This is a genomic window from Sphingomonas sp. TX0543 (assembly GCF_048565505.1).
In the GTDB taxonomy this organism is placed as follows: Bacteria; Pseudomonadota; Alphaproteobacteria; order Sphingomonadales; family Sphingomonadaceae; genus Sphingomonas.
The window spans coordinates 3150577-3166639 of record NZ_JBLZUS010000002.1 but is presented as its reverse complement, the minus strand read 5'-3'; the positions used below and the strand labels follow the sequence as shown (position 1 = coordinate 3166639).

Annotated in this window: 17 protein-coding genes and 1 pseudogene; 14 read left to right on the top strand and 4 right to left on the bottom strand. The window is 61.5% G+C overall.

Annotated elements, in window-relative coordinates:
- Positions 1–3: 3 nt before the first annotated feature.
- On the bottom strand, positions 4–1203 hold the full coding sequence (locus ACM61V_RS15825; RefSeq protein WP_286772157.1) for an IS256 family transposase: 1200 nt from the start codon (positions 1201–1203) through the stop codon (positions 4–6).
- 26 nt (positions 1204–1229) lie between these two features.
- Here ACM61V_RS15825 and istB point away from each other — a divergent pair, with 26 nt between their 5' ends.
- The 5 genes from istB to ACM61V_RS15800 all read left to right on the top strand — a co-directional run bounded on the left by istB (position 1230) and on the right by ACM61V_RS15800 (position 5196).
- Complete coding sequence (gene istB, locus ACM61V_RS15820) at positions 1230–2009, top strand: IS21-like element helper ATPase IstB (protein WP_419714125.1); 780 nt, start codon at positions 1230–1232, stop codon at positions 2007–2009.
- A gap of 102 nt (positions 2010–2111) precedes the next feature.
- Positions 2112–2264 carry a hypothetical protein gene (locus ACM61V_RS15815; RefSeq protein WP_401531750.1) on the top strand — a complete coding sequence of 51 codons (153 nt, stop codon included), beginning with the start codon at positions 2112–2114 and terminating at the stop codon, positions 2262–2264.
- Between the two features lie 182 nt (positions 2265–2446).
- Positions 2447–2869 carry a hypothetical protein gene (locus ACM61V_RS15810; protein WP_401531748.1) on the top strand — a complete coding sequence of 141 codons (423 nt, stop codon included), beginning with the start codon at positions 2447–2449 and terminating at the stop codon, positions 2867–2869.
- Positions 2870–3126: 257 nt separating this feature from the next.
- Positions 3127–3933 (top strand): phytanoyl-CoA dioxygenase family protein, encoded by an 807-nt coding sequence (locus ACM61V_RS15805; protein ID WP_401531746.1) that lies wholly within the window; start codon positions 3127–3129, stop codon positions 3931–3933.
- Between the two features lie 279 nt (positions 3934–4212).
- Positions 4213–5196 carry a TonB-dependent receptor plug domain-containing protein gene (locus ACM61V_RS15800; RefSeq protein ID WP_419714124.1) on the top strand — a complete coding sequence of 328 codons (984 nt, stop codon included), beginning with the start codon at positions 4213–4215 and terminating at the stop codon, positions 5194–5196.
- A gap of 30 nt (positions 5197–5226) precedes the next feature.
- Here ACM61V_RS15800 and ACM61V_RS15795 read toward each other — a convergent pair.
- Positions 5227–6590 (bottom strand): IS3 family transposase gene (locus ACM61V_RS15795; RefSeq protein WP_119592876.1). Its coding sequence is split into 2 segments (ribosomal slippage): positions 5227–6242 and positions 6242–6590, totalling 1365 coding nucleotides; the frame shifts between segments, so codons are not numbered across the junction.
- On the opposite strand from ACM61V_RS15795, the gene ACM61V_RS15790 reads away from it, so the two are divergent.
- The 7 genes from ACM61V_RS15790 (at position 6563) to ACM61V_RS15760 (ending at position 12630) form a co-directional block, all read left to right on the top strand.
- Positions 6563–8293: a TonB-dependent receptor domain-containing protein gene (locus ACM61V_RS15790; RefSeq protein ID WP_419714271.1), complete on the top strand. Its 1731-nt coding sequence runs from the start codon at positions 6563–6565 to the stop codon at positions 8291–8293. The genes ACM61V_RS15795 and ACM61V_RS15790 overlap by 28 nt on opposite strands.
- A 455-nt stretch (positions 8294–8748) precedes the next feature.
- Positions 8749–8832 carry a pyrroloquinoline quinone precursor peptide PqqA gene (pqqA, locus tag ACM61V_RS15785; RefSeq protein WP_401531792.1) on the top strand — a complete coding sequence of 28 codons (84 nt, stop codon included), beginning with the start codon at positions 8749–8751 and terminating at the stop codon, positions 8830–8832.
- 6 nt (positions 8833–8838) lie between these two features.
- Positions 8839–9741 carry a pyrroloquinoline quinone biosynthesis protein PqqB gene (gene pqqB / locus ACM61V_RS15780; RefSeq protein ID WP_401531742.1) on the top strand — a complete coding sequence of 301 codons (903 nt, stop codon included), beginning with the start codon at positions 8839–8841 and terminating at the stop codon, positions 9739–9741.
- Entirely contained in the window at positions 9738–10487 is a 750-nt protein-coding gene (pqqC, locus tag ACM61V_RS15775; protein WP_401531740.1) for a pyrroloquinoline-quinone synthase PqqC, read from the top strand. Before pqqB ends, pqqC begins: the two co-directional genes overlap by 4 nt.
- Positions 10477–10749 (top strand): pyrroloquinoline quinone biosynthesis peptide chaperone PqqD, encoded by a 273-nt coding sequence (gene pqqD / locus ACM61V_RS15770; RefSeq protein ID WP_419714123.1) that lies wholly within the window; start codon positions 10477–10479, stop codon positions 10747–10749. The genes pqqC and pqqD overlap by 11 nt, the downstream gene beginning before the upstream one ends.
- Positions 10746–11825 carry a pyrroloquinoline quinone biosynthesis protein PqqE gene (gene pqqE, locus ACM61V_RS15765; RefSeq protein WP_419714122.1) on the top strand — a complete coding sequence of 360 codons (1080 nt, stop codon included), beginning with the start codon at positions 10746–10748 and terminating at the stop codon, positions 11823–11825. Before pqqD ends, pqqE begins: the two co-directional genes overlap by 4 nt.
- A 52-nt stretch (positions 11826–11877) precedes the next feature.
- A complete protein-coding gene (locus ACM61V_RS15760; protein ID WP_401531734.1) occupies positions 11878–12630 on the top strand; it encodes a creatininase family protein in 753 nt (250 codons plus the stop codon).
- A 453-nt stretch (positions 12631–13083) separates the two neighbouring features.
- Here ACM61V_RS15760 and ACM61V_RS15755 read toward each other — a convergent pair.
- Together ACM61V_RS15755 and ACM61V_RS15750 are read right to left on the bottom strand one after the other, a co-directional pair.
- A pseudogene (locus ACM61V_RS15755) lies at positions 13084–14778 on the bottom strand (TonB-dependent receptor); the annotation flags it as partial.
- Positions 14700–14975 carry a TonB-dependent receptor plug domain-containing protein gene (locus ACM61V_RS15750; protein WP_419714270.1) on the bottom strand — a complete coding sequence of 92 codons (276 nt, stop codon included), beginning with the start codon at positions 14973–14975 and terminating at the stop codon, positions 14700–14702. The gene ACM61V_RS15750 and the pseudogene ACM61V_RS15755, both read right to left, overlap by 79 nt.
- Positions 14976–15266: 291 nt before the next feature.
- Here ACM61V_RS15750 and ACM61V_RS15745 point away from each other — a divergent pair, with 291 nt between their 5' ends.
- On the top strand, positions 15267–15494 hold the full coding sequence (locus tag ACM61V_RS15745) for a hypothetical protein (protein ID WP_401531731.1): 228 nt from the start codon (positions 15267–15269) through the stop codon (positions 15492–15494).
- A gap of 218 nt (positions 15495–15712) precedes the next feature.
- A complete protein-coding gene (locus ACM61V_RS15740) occupies positions 15713–16063 on the top strand; it encodes a hypothetical protein (RefSeq protein ID WP_401531729.1) in 351 nt (116 codons plus the stop codon).

The window sequence follows — 16063 nt, the reverse complement described above, 5'->3', positions numbered from 1 at the left end:
TCATCAGGCGATGAACCGTTCACCGAAGATAACGGCGAATTGGGTTTTAGCCTCGAACCACTCGCGCGGGGCCCGTTTCCACTCGTCGGCCGCCTGATTGAGAACAAGGTATAACAGCTTCATCGCGGCCTCGTCACCCGGGAAGTGGCCGCGGGTACGAACAGCGCGGCGTAGCTTTGAGTTGAGCGCCTCGATCGCGTTCGTGGTGTAAATGATCCGGCGGATCGGCGCGCTGAATGCAAAAAACGGGATGACCTGCTCCCAATGGCGGCGCCAGCTTTGTGCGATTGCAGGATATTTTCGGCCCCAATGGCCTTCCTCGAAGGCGTCCAGCGCGGCGCGGCCGGCATCGGCATTTTCCGCGCGATAGACGCTGCGCAGAGCACTGGCGATGGCCTTGCGATCTTTCCAGGAAGCAAAGCTCATCGAGTTGCGGATCAGGTGCACCACGCACGTTTGAACGACGGTTTCCGGGAATACGGCGTTGATCGCCTCCGGGAAGCCCTTCAGGCCATCGACGACCGCGATCAGGATATCGGCCACGCCACGGTTCTTGAGCTCGTTCATCACGCGCAGCCAGAATTTGGCACCCTCGGTCTGCTCGATCCAGATGCCGAGGATCTCCTTCGTGCCGTCCGGCAAGATGCCCAGCGCGATGTAGACCGCCTTGTTGCGGACGAACCCTTCGTCGCGGATCTTCACCCGGATCGCGTCAAAGAAAACAAGCGGATAGCAAATATCGAGCGGGCGGCCCTGCCATTCCGCGACCGTTTCCAGCACCGCGTCCGTGATCGTCGAAACCAGGTCCGGCGAGACGTCGATGCCGTACAGCTCCTCGAGGTGCCCGCGGATCTCGCGCACCGTCATGCCCCGCGCGTACATCGAGATGATCTTCGCGTCGAAATCGGGAAAGCGCCGCTGGTATTTGGCGATCAGCTTCGGGTCGAACGTCCCGGCCCGGTCACGCGGTATGTCCAGCGTCATCTTCGACGCACCCGTCAACACCGTCTTCTTCGACGAACCGTTACGCCGATTGGCAGCGCCCGCGGCTTCCTCGCTTTCCAGATGATCATCCAACTCCGCTGACAGCATCCGCTCCGACAGCGCCTTCTTCAGTTCGTCTATCAAGCCGTCCTTGGCAAACAGCTCATTCGGATCCCGCCCTGCCAGCAACTGATCCAATACGTCCTTCTCGATCGCCATGCCGATGGTCCTTTCTCTTCCATCTTATGGCTCCGCGCACAAAATTTCCGACAGGCCCGCTCAAGCTCACCGCCATCCGCGATCAGCTCGACACGTTGCTCGACGAGGCGGCCCGCAAGGATCTGACGATGCGCGAGACGCTGGCGTTCCTGTGCGAACGGGAGATCGGCCGCAAGGACGAACGCCGGATCGAGATGGCGATGAAGATCGCGCATTTTCCGCACGCTCGCGAACTCGGCGGCTTCGACTTCGAAGCCCAGCCCAGCGTCGATCCACACCAGATCCGGGACCTCGCCACCGCGCGCTGGGTTGCCCATGGCGAAGCTGTCCTGCTGCTGGGACCACCTGGTGTCGGAAAGTCGCACCTGGCCATCGCGCTGGGTCGGGAAGCAATCCGGCAAAACTACACCGTGCTCTTCACCACCGCTCAGGCGCTCGTCGCCGCACTGGTCAAGGCTCATGGCGAAGGGCGGCTCGAAGAGCGGTTATCCTTCTTGTCCAAGCCCAAACTGCTGATCGTCGACGAACTTGGCTATCTACCTTTCGATCCCAACGCAGCACACCTGTTCTTCCAGCTGGTATCACGCCGTTACGAACGCGGCGCCATGCTGATCACGTCGAACCGCAGCGTTGGCGAATGGGGCACCGTCTTCGGTGACCCCGTCGTCGCCACCGCCATTCTCGACCGGCTGCTTCACCACAGCCATGTCATCACCATCCGCGGTGACAGCTATCGACTACGCGAAAAGCGACGGAGCGGCCTTCTGCAGAAGGCCGCTCCGTCGCTTGATGCCGTCACCGTTTGAACACGAAAGGGGGACCAGTTTTACGTGTCGCCCCCGGCCCACTTCCCGGCGTCGTTTGACAGGGTTCGCTTCTCGATGCGCGAAATCTGTAGGGCGATCGGCATGACCACCGTTAATCCGGACCTGCTCACAGCTGCCGAGCGGTTGCATTATGAGGGTTATCTTTGTCGGCAGGAAGACAACGGGACTATTCTAAAACAGGCGCAATCGGGCGCCACCATCAAGGAGATCGTTCGCCGGACCGGGCGCAGTTGAGGTTATGTGCGGGCGGTACTGCGCGGCCAGCGGGCCGATGTATTCCGTACACGGGAGAACTCACTTGACGGCTGGTTATCCTGGCTTGACGCCCGATGGGCCGGTGGCCAGCGCAACAGCGCCGAGCTTTGGCGGCAAATGCGGCAGTAGGGGTTCGGCGTTTCGCTTCGGGCGGTCACGGAATGGGCAACGCGGAAGCGGCGGGCGGAAAAAGCGGAGGGATTGTATCAGGTTCCTTCCGCCCGAACCATCGCGCGACCGATGACGGCAGAGTGCGACGCTCTATCGCGCGCCAAAACGATCACCGTCGCGGCTATCGAGGAGTTCATTCCCCAGCTCGTCGAGGCGCGCGACATCGCGCCTTCCATGTCATGCTACGCAAGAAGGCGGTCTTCTCGCTGGACGCCTGGCTCGAAAAAGTTCGTCAGAGTCTGGTGAACGCCTTCGCCTGCGGCATGATCAGGGACATTGACGCCGTTCGCGCCCCGATCGCACCGAACCGGTCCGAAGGCAAGATCACCAAACTCAAACTCGTCAAGCGCCAGATGTACGCCCGTGCCAAGCTCGATCTTCTCGAGGCAAGGCTCATCGCGGCCGCAACGTGAACTCCGTCATCAAAATCGCGTCAGCCCATGTTCGACGCCGATCGGGGGTAAGATCGCACGCCGGTTGACACCATAAACGATGACACTGAGTCGCAGCGGGGACATCGGCACCCAAAATCCTCATACCGGTTGCATACATATTCGAGCCGGCCGAGCGTCAGATATAGTTTGAAGCTAAGAGTGGATTAGATACTTATTATTTGAAACGATGATCGCGTGCGCCTTTGATGGCCTCTCCAAATCGAGAGGACCGGCCAATGCCCCACTCGCTCGTCAGCCCTGCCCAGATCGAGGTCTTTCAGCGGGACGGGGTCGTACTCATTCGCGGGCTGTTCGCCGATTATGTCGAGAGCTTGCGCGCCGGCGTCGCGCGCAACATGGCCGAACCGGGCGAATATGCCTCCGAAAACCTCAAGCCCGGCGAGTCCGGCCGCTTTTTCGACGATTATTGCAACTGGAAACGCATCGCCGAGTTCGAGACGGTCATCCGCCAGTCCCCCGCAGCCGAGGTCGCAGCGGACCTGATGAGATCGAACACGGCGCAGCTTTTCCACGATCATGTGCTAGTCAAGGAGCCGGGGACGTCGAAGCCGACGCCCTGGCATCAGGACGGACCCTATTATTTCGTCGAGGGCGCTCAGACGGTCAGCTTCTGGTCGCCGCTCGACCCGGTGCGCGAAGCATCGCTGCGTTGCGTCGCTGGGTCGCACCGCTGGCCCAAGCCGGTGGTGCCGACGCGCTGGCTCTCCGAGGAGAATTTCTACGCCGATGCGGACGCCTATATACAGGTGCCTGATCCCGATGCGGAGGGCATGGACATTCGCGAATGGGAGATGGCGCCGGGCGATGCGGTTGCTTTCAACTACATGACGCTCCACGGCGCGCGCGGCAATGATACTACGATGCGACGACGAGCATTCTCGCTGCGCTTCGTCGGGGACGATGCGCGCTATGTCGAGCGGCCGGGCCGCACCTCGCCTCCTTATCCCGGACACGGCATTTCGGCAGGCGAGAAGCTGCGCGAAGACTGGTTCCCGACGATTTTTCGTCGCGGGCAGTCGTGACCAAAGGCCGATTGTCGACAAGCGGAAGTGAGCTGGGTTCGGGGGAAATAATCTAAGAATATAATTGTGCAACTAAATTTATTCAACGAGTCGGCGGCGCCAAAAACTATTAAGTATCTACATTCTCGGCAAGCGTTTGATCGTAAAATATTATCGAGATATTTCAATCTGGCGATCGGTTCGGTTTGTGCAATTTGCGCGCCGAGGCGATCCGCTGCGGCCATGCTGCATCATCGTCCTGTTGCCTAACAATAACGCAATTTCCTGGGAGGGAGCGCAATGACACGTTTCGAACGCCGCGTTCTGATTTCGCTTTTTGCGTCGGTCGCGTTTGCCGGTCCGGTCTTTGCGCAGACCGCGCCAGCCGAGGGCGGTGCCCCGGCGCGCGCACCCGTCAGCGACGCGATGAGCGACATCATCGTCACCGCGCAGAAGCGCGACGAGAATATCCAGACGGTGCCGATCTCGATGCAGGCGCTGTCGACGCGCAAGCTCGATCAGCTCAACATCTCGAATTTCAACGAATATACCCAGCTTCTCCCCTCGGTTGCGTTCCAGACGCTGCAGCCGGGCCTGACGACCGTCTATATGCGCGGCGTCGCCTCGGGCGGCGACGGCAACCACTCGGGCTCGCTGCCCTCGGTTGGCAGCTATCTCGACGAACAGCCGGTGACGACGATTGGCGGCACGCTCGACATCCATATCTATGACGTGGCGCGGATCGAGAGCCTGTCAGGCCCGCAGGGCACGCTCTACGGTGCATCGAGCGAGGCGGGCACGATCCGCATCATCACCAACAAGCCCGATACCGCGGGTTTCTACGGCCGGGTCGACGGCGAAATCAACACCGTCAACAAGGGCGGCGTCGGCGGCAAGCTTGAGGGGATGATCAACGCGCCGCTCTCCGATCGCGCGGCGCTGCGCGTGGTCGGCTTCTATCAACGCGACGCCGGTTACATCGATAACGTCGCGGGCACGCGCACCTTCTGCGGCACGCAGATCAAGGACAATAACGGCAATATCATCAACTGTCTCAAGGACGGGATCAGCGTCAATAACAAGGCTTTGGTGAAGAAGGATTATAACGACACCGAAACTTGGGGCGGCCGCGCCGCGCTGAAGGTCGATCTCGATGACAATTGGACCGTGACACCGACCGTGCTCTATCAGGAGCAGCGCAGCCACGGCATCTATGGCTTCGATCCGTCGGTTGGCGATCTGTCCGTCGTCAGAACATTCGGCACAACTCGCGGCGTAGATTAGCGGAGTGCGGACCTCGTCAGGGGGTTGATGTTAGGCGGCGAACTTGCGGTGCTGCAAGCGCCGATGTTCGATGGTCTGTCGCTTGATCCTTTCGCGCAGTTTGATGATTGCCGGTGCCCTGCCGAAGTAGGCATCGGCGGGCGTCACGTTGCTGAGGCTCTCGTGGTAACGCTGGTGGTTGTAGTGCTCGACGAAGGCCTCGATCCGGGCCTCGAGGTCGCCGGGCAGGAAGTAGTTTTCCAGCAGGATGCGGTTTTTCAGGGTCTGATGCCAGCGCTCGATCTTGCCCTGGGTCTGCGGGTGTAGCGGGGCACCGCGCACATGGCTCATCTTCTGGGCCTCGATGTATTCCGCCAGTTCGCCGGCGATGTAGCTGGGGCCATTGTCCGACAGCAGCCTTGGCTTGTGCAGCACCGTGGCGCTGTCGCAGCCCGATGCGGCCAGTGCCATGTCCAGCGTGTCGGTCACGTCCTCGGCGCGCATGTTGGTGCACAGCTTCCAGGCGATGATGTAGCGTGAGAAGTCGTCGAGCACGGTCGACAGGTACATCCAGCCCCACCCGATAATCTTGAAGTATGTGAAGTCGGTCTGCCACATCTCGTTCGGCCGGGTGGTCTTGGTGTGGAACTGATCGGCGGCCTTGATCACCACATAGGCCGGGCTGGTGATCAGGTCATGGGCCTTCAGAAGGCGGTAAACCGTGGCTTCCGACACGAAGTAACGCCTTTCGTCGGTAAAGCGCACCGCCAGCTCCCGTGGGCTCAGCTCGGACTGCTCCAGTGCCAGTTCGATGATCTGATCATGGATGTCAGGCGGGATCCGGTTCCACACGCGGCTCGGTGCCGATGGCCGATCTTCCAACGCCTCCGGTCCGCCTTCGAGGAACCGGTCGTACCAGCGGTAGAACGTCCGGCGTGCGATCCCCAGCTTGTCGAGGGTGAGCTTCGCCGGCAGATGCGACTGCTCGACGATCCGGATGATCTCGAGCTTCTCGGATGCGGGATATCTCATTCGTCGTCGCCCCCATCCGCGATCATGCTTTTTTTGAGCAGACGGTTTTCGAGCGTCAGGTCGGCCACGCATTCCTTCAGGGCACGGGCTTCGCGGCGCAGGTCCTGCACCTCGCCGCTGGTCGCGGCACGAGCCGTGTCACCCGCCAGGCGCCGCTTGCCCGCTTCCATGAACTCCTTCGACCAGGTGTAATACAGGCTCTGGGCAATGCCTTCCTTGCGGCATAGTTCGGCAATGCTGTCTTCGCCACGCAGCCCATCGAGCACAATGCGGATCTTGTCTTCGGCCGAAAAATGCCGCCGGGTCTGCCGCCGGATGTCCTTCACCACACGCTCAGCAGGGGCCTTGGCAGGCGATTTTTTCAAGGAGTGTTGGGGCTTCATCTTCGTTCCTTCGTCACTACGACGAAGCCCCAACACTCCTTAATTCACAACCTCAAATCTGTGCCATTGGCGCTGACGGGGAACAGGTTGGCGATCTTCAGGTCCAGCGCTTCTACCCCGAATATCGTCGCGATCGCTTCATCCAGGGCGCGCTGACGATCGAGGGCAAGGTCGGTAACTGGGATCTGACCTATGCCGGTGCCTATCTTGATCGCCGTGATTACCAGCTGACTGACAATACCGATTATGCTGAGGCCTATGACAGCCTCTACCAGTCGCAGGGTGGCCTCGCCGGCTATTTCTATTATCGCGATGCGGCGGGCAACACGCTCGATCCGCGCTATCTGGGAATCGGTACCAATCATTTCAAGAAAATGAGCCAGGAAATCCGCGTCACCTCGCCGAGCACCGAACGGTTTCGCATCGTCGCTGGCGCTTTCTATCAGCGCCAGTCGAACCTGATCCACCAGGATTACCAGATCGCCGGGCTCGCGCCCGATCTATCGGTCAACGGCATGCCAAACAGCTTGTGGCTGACCCAGCAATATCGCCTCGACAAAGATTATGCGATGTTCGGCGAGGCGAGCTTCGACGTTGCGCCGAAGCTGACTCTCACCGCGGGCGCGCGAGCCTTCATCTACGACAATTCACTGGTCGGTTTCTTCGGCTTTGGTCGCAACCCGGCGGCGGATGCCAGCGGCATTCCCTATACCGCGCGACCGTATAATGGCGGTGGCAGTTCGGGGACGGGCGTTGCCGGTTGCTTCCTCACCAACGGGCGGACGCTCAAGGAAATGGTCGATGCGGGGCAGAATCCGGTGCCGTTCGCACCTGCCGCAGTCGCCGGCAGCCCCTGTACCAACCTCGCAATATTCTCCGGCACCGGAGTGGTGCCGCGGCGGACGCAAGGGCAGGGCGTCACCTACAAGTTAAACGCGACCTGGAAACCGAGTGATCAACTGATGCTCTACGCCACGTGGTCCCGCGGTTTTCGCCCGGGCGGGATCAATCGCCGTGGCGATGTGCGCGATTACGCCGCGGACTTCCTGACCAATTATGAGATCGGCTGGAAGACGACCTTGCTCAACGGCATGCTGCGTTTCAACGGCGCCGCCTATCAGCAGAATTGGAATACTTTTCAATTTTCCTTCATCGGTTCCAACAGCCTGACGATCATCCAGAACGGACCGAACGCGCGCATTCGCGGGGTGGAAATGGATGCCAACCTCATTGCCGGTCCGCTGACACTGACTGCGGCGGGCGCCTATACCGATGCCCGGCTGACCAACGATCTGTGCCGGGCGGTGGCGTGCAGCGGTAATCCGCTCGATCTGCTCGCGCCGAGCGGCACGCGGCTGCCGATCACGCCGCAGTTCAAGATCAACGGCACCGCGCGCTACACCGTGCCGCTCGGTTCGGCGAAGGGCTATGTGCAGGCGGTGGTGGCGCATCAAAGCTCCGCTTCGTCCGATCTGCGCGTCGACAAAGCCGCGGCGTTGGGACGGTTGCAGGCCTATACCACCGGCAATCTCGCGCTCGGCGCCGAATTCACCAACTACAATGTCGAGATTTTCGTCCAGAATCTGTGGGACGAACGCGGCCAGATCTCGCGCTATCAGGACTGCGGGATATGCGACACCCGACTGTATATCGTGCCGATCATGCCGCGCACGATCGGCATCCGCGCCGGCGCGAAATTCTGATCGCAGGGGGAACCCGACGCGGGGCGCCATTTTCCGATTCAATATATCAGGACCATTTGATTGATCCCGATTTTTGAAAAGCGAAGCGCCCCGACCCCGCGGCAGAACCCCGCCAGCCCTCCTGTGAAGCGGGCGGAGAGGACAGGTGTGATGAGTGATGGGTGGCTTCCGGCGGCAGGGAGACGATGGCCCGGCTGGTGCGCGAAAATGGCGACATAACAGCGCGGGATCGGCAAACCGTCCCCGATATCTTTGGCGCCGGGGCGGGCGTTCACCCATTCCGATTGAGAGGGGGGGCCAGCCACGACGACCGCGATGTGCGGTTTGGGATTGCTTGTGTTGTTGGTCCAAAGGACCATTGCCTGAAATGCCGGCACCGCTTAAAGCCCGTTCGCCAAACAAAAAACGTCCGTAGCGCGTAAAGGCCGTGCTGCAGACGCAAAAAGGAGAGATGAATGACCTGGAAGACCCCCAAGATCGTCGAAATCGCGTTGGGATGCGAGATCAATTGCTACGCCAGCGCTGAACTTAAGGCCTGATTTTTCGTGCAAGCCGTCGTCCTGGGGGCGGCGGCGGGCGGCGGCTTTCCGCAATGGAACTCCAACGCGGCGCCCTGTCGCCGAGCCCGCGCGCATGATCCTGCGGCAATACCCCGCACGCAGGCTGGTCTTGCCGTCAGTGAAGACGGCGAGCGCTGGTTCCTGCTGAATGCGTCGCCTGATCTGCGTCAGCAGATCGGGCAGACACCATGCCTGCATCCGCGCAACGGTCTGCGATCCTCTCCCATTGCGGGCGTAGTGCTAACCGGCGGCGATGTGGATGTGATCGCGGGGCTGCTGACACTGCGCGAGCGCCAGCCCTTCACGCTGCTGGCCACGGATTGGATTCATGGCGTGCTCGACGCTAACCCAATCTTCGAGGTGCTGGCGCGCGATCTCGTTTCGCGACAGGTCGTCCTGCTTGACCAGGCGGTTGTGCTTGACGGCGAACTGACCGTCGAGTTGTTCGCCGTTCCTGGCAAGGTGCCGCTCTATCTTGAGGATGGCAGCGATGCGCCGGCGATTGAGGTGAATGAGATGACCGTCGCCGCGAGAGTTTCGGATGGGCGGCGCAGCCTATTTTTCATCCCCGGTTGCGCGGCGATGACACCTGCTCTCGCTGAACGGTTGCGGGGCGCTGATCTCGTCTTTTTCGACGGTACGCTGTGGCGGGACGACGAGATGGTTCTGGCGCGGCTCGGACCGAAGACGGGCCGCCGCATGGGGCATATGAGTGTCGGCGGCCCTGATGGAACGATGGCGGCATTTCGCGACCTTGATGTGAAGCGAAAGATCTTCATCCATATGAACAATTCGAACCCGATCCTGCTCGACGATGCGCCCGAACGCGCCGAGGCGGAGGCCGCCGGCTGGGAAATCGCCTTTGACGGTATGGAAATCGCGCTGTGACCGCGCGGCCGCTCTTGCCCGATGCGCTGGAGGCCGAACTCCGCCAGATCGGGGCGACGCGTTACCACAATCTCCATCCGTTCCATCGACTGCTACACGATGGAAAGTTGAATCGAAGTCAGGTGCAAGCCTGGGCGCTAAATCGCTATTATTATCAGAGCCAGATACCCGCCAAGGACGCGACATTGCTCGCGCGCCTACCAACCGTTGAGCTGCGCCGCGAATGGCGTCGTCGGCTGGTGGACCATGACGGTGAGGGCTCGGCTCCGGGCGGCGTGACGCGCTGGCTCAAGCTTGCGGAGGGTGTCGGCCTCGATCCCGCGCTTGTCGAAAGTACCAGCGCGATCCTGCCGGCCACCCGCTTCGCGGTGGACGCCTATGTCCATTTCGTTCGCGACCGCTCGGTGCTCGAAGCCGTGGCCTCGTCCCTGACCGAGATGTTCTCGCCCACTATCATCGCGGAGCGGGTGTCGGGTATGCTCGCCAATTATGCCTGGATCACCCCGGAAACGCTGGCCTATTTTACGCCGCGCCTCACGCAAGCGCCGCAGGACAGCGAATTCGCGCTCGACTATGTCAGAACGCATGCCGACACGGTGGAGCGGCAGCAGCAGGTGTTGGCGGCGCTGCGCTTCAAATGCGACGTGCTGTGGTCGCAGCTCGACGCATTGTATTTCGCCTATGTGGCCCCTGGGCTGATTCCGCCCGGTGGCTTCGTTCCTGACGGTGAATATCGTGACCGGTGAGGATGCTGTCCCGCGCTTCGGCGCCGGCGTGAAGTTCCGGTTCGACGAAGTGCGCGGCGCATGGGTATTGCTCGCGCCCGAAAGACTATTCCAGCCCGACGAGATCGCTGTCGACATCCTGCAGTTGGTCGATGGCGTCCGCACCATTGCTATGATCGCGGATACGCTTGCCGCGCGGTTCGAGGCGTCGCGTGATCTGGTCCTGACCGATGTCTCGGATTTGCTGAAGGATCTGGCGGGCAAGGGCGTCATAGGATTGTGAACCTAGCGGTCCCCGAGCCGCCGATGGCGCTCCTCGCCGAGCTGACCCACCGCTGTCCGCTCAAATGCCCCTATTGTTCCAACCCGCTGGAACTGGAACGCGCCAGCGCGGAGATCGCGACCGGGGATTGGTTACGCGTCCTCGATGAAGCGGCTGCGCTTGGCGTCCTCCAGATCCATTTCTCCGGCGGCGAGCCGATGGTGCGGCGTGACCTGCCAGCGATGGTACGCCACGCCGCCCGACTGGGGCTCTATACCAACATCATCACCTCGGGCGTGCTGCTGAGCGACGAAGCGATGATGGCGCTGCTCGATGCCGGGGTCGATCATATCCAGCTCAGCTTTCAGGATTCCGATCCCGCCAATGCCGAACGGATTGGCGGCTATCGGGGCGGCCATGAAAAGAAGCTGGCGGCGGCGGCCCGGATCAAGGCCGCGGGCCTGCCGCTGACCACCAACTTCGTGATCCACAGCCGCAATGTCGATCGTGTCGGCGAGATGATCGCGATGGCTGAGGCGCTGGGCTCGGCGCGCGTCGAAATCGCCCATACCCAATATTATGGCTGGGGTCTCCTTAACCGTGCGGCGTTGCTGCCGAGGCGTAAACAGCTCGACCGCGCGACCGAAGTCGTCGAAGCCGCGCGGCTGCGCCTGAAAGGCGTCATGATCATCGATTATGTCGTGCCGGACTATTTTGCCGCGCGTCCCAAGGCCTGCATGGGGGGATGGGGCAACCGGTTTCTCAACATCATGCCATCGGGCAAGGTACTTCCCTGCCATGCTGCGGAAACCATAATCGATATCGCTTTTCCATCGATTCGTGACCATTCGCTCGCCGACATCTGGGCAAGCTCGGATGCCTTCAACCGGTTTCGCGGTACAGACTGGATGCCCGATCCCTGCCGGAGCTGCGACCGGCGCGAGATCGATTGGGGCGGATGCCGTTGTCAGGCTCTCGCGCTTGCGGGCAATGCCGCTGCCACCGATCCCGCCTGCGCAAAATCGCCGGATCATTTTCTGATGGCGCAGGCCGTCGAGGAATCGCGGCCGGGCGCGGCGCTTGTCGCCCGGGGATGACTACGCGCGCCTGGCGGTAAAGACCTGACACATCCCACAATCGAGGATTTTCATGCTGCTGCATTTGTCGACATGGTCCGAGATCGAAGCCTTTCTTGAGTGGTCACGGACCATCGTCATTCCGATCGGATCCAACGAACAGCACGGACCCACGGGCCTGCTCGGCACCGACTGGCTCTGTCCCGAAATCATCGCGCACGAGGCGCAGAAAACCGCCAATGTTCTGGTCGGACCAACGTTCAACATCGGCATGGCCCAGCATCATCTGGGGTTTCCCGGCACGATCTCGCTACGCCCTTCGACGTTCATGGCCGCGATCGGCGATTGGGTTCGTTCGCTTGCCGGTCATGGCTTCGAGCGCATCTATTTCCTCAACGGCCACGGCGGCAATATCGCGACGATCGAGTCGGCGTTCTCCGAACTCTATGCCGAAGCAAGCTTTGCCGGTCGACCACGCGGCTTCGCGCTCAAGTTGAAGAACTGGTGGGATTTACCCGGCGTATCGGAAATGACGCAGCGCCAGTTCCCGGTCGGACATGGTAGCCATGCCACCCCGTCCGAGATCGCGATCACACAATGGGCCTATCCGGATGCGATCAAGCATGCCAACTACGCGCCTCAAATCGCGCCGACCGGCCCCATTCGTGAGGCTATTGATTTCCGCAAGCGCTTCCCGGACGGGCGGATGGGATCCGACCCGGGTTTGGCCACGCCCGACAAGGGCGGAGAACTGGTGGCACTCGCGACCGCAGCGCTGATCGCCGACCTCACGGCATTTGCGGCTGATCCGGTGTTCTCCGGCTAGGCCTCGACCAACCGCGATATTTCATCTGACGAAATGAGCTGGTGATTCCTTGCCTGGTGCGGTCGCGGGGAGGGTGCTCGAGTGGCTGAAGAGCGCGCAAAAAGAAAAAGAGGGAATGGATGCGGGCTCGCGATGATGTGGGAACCGAGGGAGTTCCCGCGATGAAAATCGATCTGCGCCGTATCAACCACAATACAAAATTGATGGAAGAGTCATGGCCATGGGCCTAAAATGTCCAGCCTGGCGCTGCCTGTGTCACTAACCTTGAAATGCCCCCTCACTGGTGGAACGCTCAACCTACTGTGCGTCCCGTAAAGCTTGCTACATCGCAATAGCGGATCTTGCTGACGGTCTGATAAACGAGCCTGGTCAGAAGGCGATTGCGGCCGGCTGGATAGCGGCGTGTTGCCGCACGAGCTTGGCACAGACGACGCGATCTGAATAAAGGCGGATCTAAAATCCCGCCCGCAGCGTCAGCCGGGCGTTGATCGGCGCTCCAGTCGAAATGTTGTTGTTGTCGTACGCGTCCGAGAAATATCGCGTGTTCGCCACATTCTCGACGTTGAGTTGGACCTGGGTATGGCCTGACACGCGGTAGAATAACGCCGCATCGACCCGGGTATAGGCCGGGAGCAGCGTGGTGGTGGGTTCGGTGCGGATCGCGGCCCACTGGGTCGACTGGTGGACCATGCCGGCGCCTAGTCCGAAGCGAGGGGTTGCCTGCCAGCGCGCCCAGACCGAGGCGCGAGCGCGCGGCGTTTGCGCGAGACGGACTGCTTCGTTGCCACGCAGACGGGCGTCGAGCCAGGTGTAACTCGCGCTGACGTTCAGTGTTGGAAGCAACTGCCCGGTCACCTCTGTCTCAACTCCCTCCGTACGGGTCCCGCCGACGTTTAGCAGCAGGAGCGGATTGTTCGGAGCGGGCGTGGTCGCGTTGGTGCGATCAAGGCGGAAGGCGGCCACCGACGCGATCAGCGCGGGAGTGGGCTGCCACTTCGCGCCGACTTCGTAATTTTGGTAGGATTCGGGGGCGAGGTTGCGCTCGTCGGCGATCAAACCCTCGACGAACTGGTCGCCCGAGCGTGGCTGGAACGAGCGTGCATATGATCCGTAAAAACTGATCCTATTTGTCGGCTTGAGCACGATGCCCAGGCGCGGCGACAGCTTGCTGTCGGTGCGCGCGAACGGGCGGGCCGGGGAGGCGGTGAGATCGCGCCCGCTGAACGCGAACCGATCCCAGCGCACCCCCGCGATCACGTCGAGCCAGCGCGCGGGGCTGATCTGATCCTGCGCATAAAGCGAAAAGAAGTTGACCTGAGTACGCAAGTCGAACGCGACTTCGTCGAGCGCTACCGCCAAGGGGGTTGGTGCCAACACCGACACCGAGCCAGGCGTGACGGTCCCATCCACCTCGCGGCCAGCGCTCCTCTGCGAGCCATATTCCGCGCCGACCAGCAGCGTGTGCGACGCGCCGAATAGGCGTCCCTTGGCAACGATGTTCGACTGGCCGATCCAATTTCGACGGAGCGTCGCATTCGCATAAGCCGCGAGCGCGACCGTGCCGGCGGGGGAAGTCGCCGGGGCGTCCGGGTACACGTTGGCGTAGGATTTATCATATGCCGCGTAGCGCGCGGTGCTTGACCAGGTGATGCCGGGCGCTAGCTCGCCGTCGAGCCGGGCTGTCGCGATGTCGGCGGTAACGCGGGCGGAATTAAACCCGGGCAGGCCGAAGAAAGTACCGCGCCCGCCCGGAAGCGGCCTGTTTGCACCGTCCGGAACCCCGATCGAGGGCACGCCACGATCGGCTACGCGCGCGTCCTCGACATGCTCGTAGGCGAGCCCCACCCGCCAGGCTGGGCCGATTTGGGCCAGCAGTTGCGGGTTTACCGCCCAACGGTCACCGCCGAAATAGGCGCGATGATTTTGGAGACGCTCGTAGAACGCATCGACCCGCGCTGCCGCCGTGCGGCCGAGCGGCAAGTTGAGCCCCATGCCTACGTCGGCACCACCAAAACTGCTCACCCCCGCCTGGACCGCTCCCTGTGTCAGCCCGAGTTCGGGACGGACGGTCACACGGTTGATGACCCCGCCACCGCCGCCACGGCCAAACAACAGCGCATTGGCACCTTTGAGCACCTCGACCCGGGAGAGGTTGTAGAGCGGGCGGAAATATTCGACGTCGTCGCGGACGCCGTCGAGAAAAAGCTCGCGGTCGTCACCTGTCCGCGGATCGCAATCTGGTCTGTATTGCCCTCGCCCTGGCCGATGGTGACGCCAGGCACGTAGCGCAGCACATCGGCAAGGCTGCGTAACGCGCCGTCGGCTATGCGCTCGGCGGTGACCACGCTCACCGCCTGAGGGGTGTCTTTGAGTCGAGTATCTGTCTTAAGCGCGGCGGCGGCGTCAACCTGGTAGAGTCCGTCCCGTTGGCCGGTCACGACGACCAGATCCTGCTCGCCTTTGTCGGTGGCGAGCGCGGTTAGCGGCAGCGCGCCCACAAAGACAAGCAGGAGACGGGGATGGAGCAACGGATGGACCTTTCAAGCTAGGCCAGTGACAGGCACTGCGCGGCACTGTGCTATCGCGAGTGATTAGCAACTGCAAGTGTTATGGCGTCGCGCCGGTGGTCGCATCGCATGCAGGTCGAAGCGCGGCACGTACCAGCCGGATCGTCCATCGCGCGTTCCGACCGCGCTAAAACGGCAGCGGCAATGTCCCCAATTCTCGACCATTGGTTGGATGGGTCCCAAAAACCACAGATCGACGGAAATGGCCGCGCACTTGCGATGGTCATCGGGCTCCGTATTCCCGGGGCCGAGGTGTTCAACCGCCTGCGCTATATCGCGAAGATGGGTGCGCGGTAACGGTGGATACCGAATGATCTGCCGCGGTGAATGGCGGTAAATCGGCAAACACGACGCAGGCTTGCGGCTGGCAGCTTACGTCTGCGACAAATGACCGGGATTCCACTAACTTAAACTTTGTGCTACAGGCGCATCAGAGCAATTAGGTTGCCAAGATTATGTTGGAGGAAGCAGCGCAGAGTACGGGACCGGCTGAGACGATGTCATCCCCGAGAGCGATGGATTGGCTGTGGCGGCCGTGGTACGCGAAACTCTGGTGGGCTCTGACGCTGCTTTACTGGCTCGGCCTCGAAGGCCTGATGCTGCTGCCCGCCGACCACCCGATTTTTCGCTGGTTTGGTCTGATCGAATTCCTAGTCCTGATCTTCAATCCGCTGACGGTGTTGGGCGTGCTTGGCCATGGCTATATGCGCGCCAAAGTTGCCTGCGGCGATTGGGAATATACATCGGGTATGACGACTCAACTCGCGGAGTGGAAAAGGCGCGAGCAACTCGATGCGGAGACCAACCCGGCCGACGTGCGATCTGGTGTGCGTCACTTACGCCACCTTGGGTTGATCAAAGACTGA